This window comes from Devosia sp., from assembly GCF_034675085.1.
Taxonomy (GTDB): domain Bacteria; phylum Pseudomonadota; class Alphaproteobacteria; order Rhizobiales; family Devosiaceae; genus Devosia.
On sequence record NZ_JAUCDN010000211.1, the window covers coordinates 1 to 5,802 of the forward strand.

The window sequence follows — 5,802 nt, forward strand, 5'->3', positions numbered from 1 at the left end:
CTTCGGCTTCGGCTTCGGCTTCGGCTTCGGCTTCGGCTTCGGCTTCGGCTTCGGAAACAAGCAGAGCCTCAGCCGCCGCCGCTGTCAACGCTTGCGGCTCCGCTTCGGGGGCTTTTTCATCCTGAGCTGCCTCGGTTGCCGCCGGCATGGGGATAAGCACCGGCATCCCCCCCGCCGCGGCGAGCAGATTGTCGCCGGCCGGCAGGCGCGGCTCGACCGGCGCCGCCTCGGCCACCGGCTCGGCAACCCTTTCAGGGCCGGCCTCGCCCGCCGGGTCGCTTTGCGGCCAGAACCGCCCCGCCGCCAGCGCCAGCAGCGGCGTCAAAACCACCGACAGCGCCGCCCCCGCCAGCACCAGCTCCAGCCCTTTTTCCGGCATCAGCGCCAGCGCCACGCCCAGCCCCGCCAGCACCACCGAGATTTCCCCGATCGGCCCCAGCCCTGCGGCGAGGCTCCCCGCCACCCCGGCCGGCTGGCGCAACAGCCGGGCGAGGGCCAGCACCAGCATGGGGCGGATGACGATGAGGATGGCGAGCACGCCCAGCGCCGCCAGCGGCTCGCGCAGCACCACGCCGGGGTCGAACATCAGCCCCAGCCCGAGAAAGAACGGCGCCGCATGAGCCTCGCGCAGCGGCAGGGTTTCGCGCGCCGCGCGCCGCCCGCGCCCATCCTCGGCAAACATCATGCCCGCCGGCAGCGCCCCCAGCGCCAGCGGCAGCCCGAACAGCGCCGCTATGCCCAGCGCCAGCGCCAGGGCCAGCGCCACCACCCCGAGACGATAAAGCCCCTTGTGCCCCAGCTCCAGCCCGCGATGGATGAGCCAGGGGACCACCCGCCGCCCCAGCGCCAGCATGGCCCCGGCAAAGGCGGCGAGCTTGACCAGCGTCAGCACCCCCACCCAGACGGGGTCCACCGGGCCGCCGCCCAAGCGCGCCACCAGCGACGCGAAGGGATCGTAAAAACCCTGCGGCGCGGCCAGCGCCACCACCATCACCAGCACCACCAGCACGGCCAGGTTGAGCAGGGCCAGCCAGCCCGTCGCCAGATGCTGGGGCCAGTCCAGGCTCCGGGCCTGCCGCCACGCATCCTGGGCCAGCGCCCCCGAGGCGGCGGCCAGCGCCAGGCCCAGCAGCAGGCTGGCGGTATGGTCCCAGCCCAGCAGCAGGCCCAGCCCCGCGCCCAGCGCCGCGACAAGGAGGAATTGCGCCGCAGCCCCGGCCAGCGCCGGCAACCGCAGCCGGCCAATGGCGCTCAGCGGAAAATCCAGCCCCAGCCCGAACAGCACCAGCACCGCTCCCAATTCCAAGAGGCCCCGCGCCAGCAGCGGGTCCACCGCCGGCCCCGGCAGATGCGGCCCCATGAGCAGGCCCGCCAGCACCACGCCGATCAGCGGCGACAGCCGCAGCCGATTGGCCCCCAGCCCCAGCGCAAAGGCCAGCACCACGCTTGCGGCCAGCGTCGGCAAAACAGAAAGATCAGGATTCATCGGCGCCTCCGGGCCTCAAGATTGCGGGTGCGACGCCTGCGATACGCAATTGCGCTCCCCTGACCCCCAGGCCCGATTGGGCGGGCCAAGTTTGTCTGAACTGTGGCCGCCCCCATCCGCCAGCGCTGCCCATGTGCAGCGCCAGTGGTGGGGTGCATACTCGGAAACACGTATCGATCTTTCTTTATCCGCCCCCTCCCCACCCACCTGTCATTCCGGCGCAGGCCGGAATCCATGCTGAAGGCCAACCCCGAATCCGGTGGCAGGGGTAACATGCGGATATGGATCCCGGCCTTCGCCGGGATGACACCGGGGAGTGGGAAGGATTGGGGAAAGCAGCCCCCCTAGCTCACCACCGTGATCCGCTCGGCCGCCCGCGTGATGCCGGTATAGAGCCAGCGCGCCCGCTCCTCGCGGAAAACGAAGCTTTCGTCGAACAGATAGACATTGTCCCACTGGCTGCCCTGCGCCTTGTGCACGGTCAGGCAATAACCGAAGGTGAATTCGTCGAACTGCCGGCGCTCCGGCCAGGAGAGGCTTTCCTCTTCCCCCGAAAAGAACGCCTTGTGGGTAAGCACCTTGGCTTCGCCCTTGCCCTCGTCGGCTCCCAGCATCAGCGTATATTTGCCGTTGGAACGCTTGAGCACCTCGGTCACATACCAGATTTGCCCGTTGAGCAGGCGCTTGCGCGGATTGTTCCGCAGGCACACCATGCGGTCGCCCTCCACCGGCTCGTGGAAGGGCAGGCCCTTCAATTCGCGTAAGCGGTCATTATATTGCAGCCGCGTCTTGTTGCGCCCCACCAGCACCTGGTCGGCCTCCAGCACGGCGTTGCGCTCCACCTGCTCGCGCCCCACCACGATGGATTCGCCATAGCGGCCGCGTTCGAGAAAGCCGCCCTCGCGCACCTGCATGGACAGATGGATGATGGGGTTGTCCGCCGCCTGGCGGTGGATTTCGGTCAGCATCAAATCGGGTTCGTCGGCGGTGAAGAACCCCGCCCCCTGCACCGGCGGCAACTGGAACGGATCGCCCAGCACCAGCACCTTGACCCCGAAGGAGAGCAAGTCCCTGCCCAGCTGCTCGTCCACCATGGACACCTCGTCGATGACGATGAGATCGGCATCGGCGGCCGCGCTTTCATCGTCGAGCACGAAGCGCGGCTCGCCGTCCTTTTCGCTCACCAGCGTATAGATCAGGCTGTGGATGGTCTGGGCGCCCTTGCAGCCGCGCTTGCGCATCACCAGCGCCGCCTTGCCGGTGAAGGCGGCGAATTTCACATTGCGCACGTCCTGGGCCAGATGCACGGCCAGCGTCGACTTGCCGGTGCCGGCCCAGCCGAACAGGCGGAACACCTGCGGGCCGTCGCGGTCCTTTAGCCAGGCCGAAACCGCCTTGAGCGCGCTATCCTGCTGGGGCGACCAGATGGTCATGAAATGGTCGCGCTCACGCCGCCCACGCCCGCGATATGCCCTTCCAGCACGTCGCCGCGCGCCACCGGCCCCACCCCCGATGGCGTGCCGGTCATGATCAGGTCGCCGGGCCGCAGCGCCACCAGCGTCGACAGATAGGCGATGGTTTCGGCCACACTCCAGATCTGCTCTTGCAGGTCCCCCCGCTGCCGCTCGACCCCGTTCACCGACAGCGTGATGGCGCCCTTGCCGGGATGGCCGATCAGCCGCGCGGGCGCCAGCACCCCGATGGGCGCGGAATGGTCGAACCCCTTGGCCATGTCCCAGGGCCGCCCCGCCGCCTTTGCCGCCGCCTGCAGATCGCGCCGCGTCATGTCGAGCCCGGCGGCATAGCCATAGACATGCTCCAGCGCCAGGTCGGCCCGGATGGAGTTGCCCCCGGTGCCGATGGCCACCACCAGCTCGATTTCGTGGTGCAGGTCATGGGTATGGCTGGGATAGGGCACCCCGCCGCCATCGATGACGATCGCATCGGCCGGCTTGCCGAAAAAGAATGGCGGCTCGCGCAGATCATTGCCCATCTCGCGCACATGCTCGGCATAGTTCCGGCCCACGCAATAAAGCCGCCGCACCGGAAAGCGTCCGCCGCCCGCCACCGGCAAGGCCACCTGCGGCGGTGGGGAAATGACAAAGTCAGTCACCATTGCGCCCCTCCCCGCAAGACGCAGCATGGCTCCGCCCGCGCGGCGCGCACCGATAGCGTCCCTGCATTTTCATTCTCCCTTTGTTCCCGCCCCGCTAGCGCTAAAGCGCATCGCCGTTCCGGTCAAGCGTCGAGGGCGGGCAAAGCCGTCCCCTCCCCACCGCGAACAATCCCCGGTGACGCCGCCCCAGCGGCCTGCTAAACCCAGCCCGCCCTTCCGAAAGCCATTGCCGTGCGGCCCCAATCGGTTCTTCTGCCTGTCAGCCTCGTCATCCTCGCCATGGTCTTCACCCAGACCGGGGCGTCCTTTGCCAAGATGCTGTTTCCCGCCGTCGGCGCCGCCGGCGCCACCACGCTGCGCCTTACCCTGGCGGCGCTGGTGCTGCTGGCCCTGTTCCGCCCCTGGCGCTACAGGCTCGACGCTGCCCAATGGCGGGCCGTCCTGCTTTACGGCCTGGTCATGGGCGCCATGAACCTGTTCTTTTATGCCGCGCTGGTCACCATTCCGCTGGGCGTCGCCGTGGCGCTCGAATTTACCGGACCGCTGGCCGTGGCGCTGGCCGGCTCGCGCCGCCCGCTCGATTTCATCTGGATCGTGCTGGCCGTGCTCGGGCTGGGCCTGCTGCTGCCGCTGGGCCATTTCAGCGGCCCGCTCGATCCGGTGGGTGTCGCGCTGGCGCTCTGCGCCGGGGCCTGCTGGGCCGGCTATATCGTCTTCGGGCAAAAGGCCGGCACCGGTGGCGGCCCGCACATCACCGCGCTGGGCGTCTCCATCGCCGCGCTCCTCACCCTGCCCTTCGGCATCGCCACCGCCGGCCCGGCGCTGCTCGATCCGGCCATTTGGCCCATCGGGCTCGCCGTGGCGCTGCTCTCCAGCGCCATTCCCTATGCGCTCGACATGCGCGCCCTGCCCCATATCCCGGCGCGGCTGTTTTCCATCCTGATGAGCGCCCAGCCGGCTCTGGCCGCCTTGTCCGGCCTGCTCATCCTGGGCGAGACGCTCGGTCCGCTCCAGAGCGGCGGCATTTTTGCCATCATCCTCGCCTCGCTCGGCAGCACCATCACCGCCATGCGCTCCAAACGCGACGATCGGTGACGCTCGATGCTAGCAGTCCGTTAGCGCAAACGGGCCAGATGCGACGCTCCCGGCCGGGCTGCTGCCCTCATTCGGCAGGCGCCGGCTCGCCCAGCGCCGCGTCCAGTTCCTGCTCCAGCCGGGCCTCTTCCTCCACCTTGGGCTTGGAAAAACGGGCCAGCAGCAGATAGGCGACCGGGGTGAGGTAAAGCGTTGAAATTGCAGCGAAAGACAGCCCTCCCACGATCACCCAGCCCAACGCCGCCCGAGCCTCGGCGCCCGCTCCGGAGGCCAGAACCAGCGGCACCCCGCCGATAATGGTGGCGATCATGGTCATCATCACCGGCCTGAGCCGGATATTGGACGCCTCCTCGATCGCCTCCCGCACCGATCGGCCCCGATCGCGCAGCTGGTTGGCGAATTCGACGATCAGGATACCGTTCTTGGCCATGATGCCGACCACCAGGACCAGCCCTATCTGGCTGAAAATATTGAGACTTCCTCCGCTGACCAGGATGGCATAGAGCCCGGCGGCGATGCCGAAAGGCACCGTGGTCATGACGATGATGGCGCTCCAGAAGCTCTCGAATTGCGCCGCCAGGACCAGCAGGATAATCACCAGCGCAAAGCCGAAAGTCACGAAAAGCGCGGCATTGGCATCGCCCAGCGTCTTGGCCTCCGCCAGCGGCAGGATGGAGCTTCCCTCCGGCAGGAGCGGGGTGGCGATGCGCTGGAGCTCGGCATAGGCATCGCCCAGTGCCAGCCCTTCCTCCAGGCTCGCCGAAACGCTGACCGCGCGGCGCTGTCCCTCACGGCGCAGCGAGGGCGGCACCGCTGCTTCGGTGATTGTGGCGATGGTGGACATGGGCACATAGCGCCCGTCGCCGGTGCGCACGAACAGCGTTTCCAGATCGCGCGGATCGTTGACCGGATTGGTGGTGGAGACCATGCGCACCGAATAGGACGTGTCGTTGACAAAGACATTGCCCACCTTGGCGCCATCGATCATCGCCTGCATGGTGGTAGCCAAGCCATTGATATCTATGCCCAACGCATCGGCCCGGGAGCGGTCCACGCTCAGCGTCAGCTGCGGCTGGGTGGTGTCGAAATTGACGCTGACGCGCCC

The 5,802-nt window shown here is 68.1% G+C and carries 5 protein-coding genes; 1 reads left to right on the top strand and 4 read right to left on the bottom strand.

Features of this window, described 5'->3' with window-relative positions; all coding sequences use genetic code 11:
- From VDP82_RS12825 to VDP82_RS12835, 3 genes are all read right to left on the bottom strand, one after another.
- Nucleotides 1-1,486 (bottom strand): cation:proton antiporter (locus VDP82_RS12825; protein ID WP_323015239.1); only part of this gene is annotated, 1,486 nt, incomplete at its 3' end.
- 344 nt (nucleotides 1,487-1,830) lie between these two features.
- Entirely contained in the window at nucleotides 1,831-2,919 is a 1,089-nt protein-coding gene (locus VDP82_RS12830) for an ATP-dependent DNA helicase (protein WP_323015240.1), read from the bottom strand.
- Entirely contained in the window at nucleotides 2,916-3,599 is a 684-nt protein-coding gene (locus tag VDP82_RS12835) for a fumarylacetoacetate hydrolase family protein (protein ID WP_323015243.1), read from the bottom strand. The genes VDP82_RS12830 and VDP82_RS12835 overlap by 4 nt, the downstream gene beginning before the upstream one ends.
- 234 nt (nucleotides 3,600-3,833) lie before the next feature.
- Between VDP82_RS12835 and VDP82_RS12840 the strand changes: the two genes are divergently transcribed.
- Nucleotides 3,834-4,697, top strand: a complete 864-nt coding sequence (locus tag VDP82_RS12840) for an EamA family transporter (RefSeq protein ID WP_323015241.1) — start codon at nucleotides 3,834-3,836, stop codon at nucleotides 4,695-4,697.
- 67 nt (nucleotides 4,698-4,764) lie between these two features.
- Here the strand turns inward: VDP82_RS12840 and VDP82_RS12845 are convergent.
- Nucleotides 4,765-5,802, bottom strand: a 1,038-nt coding sequence (locus VDP82_RS12845; protein ID WP_323015242.1) for an efflux RND transporter permease subunit, incomplete at its 5' end; no start/stop codon positions are given.

Excerpts from the sequence above, each read along its gene's own strand:
- VDP82_RS12830 (WP_323015240.1), bottom strand. The coding sequence starts at position 2,919 with ATGACCATCTGGTCGCCCCAGCAGGATAGCGCGCTCAAGGCGGTTTCG.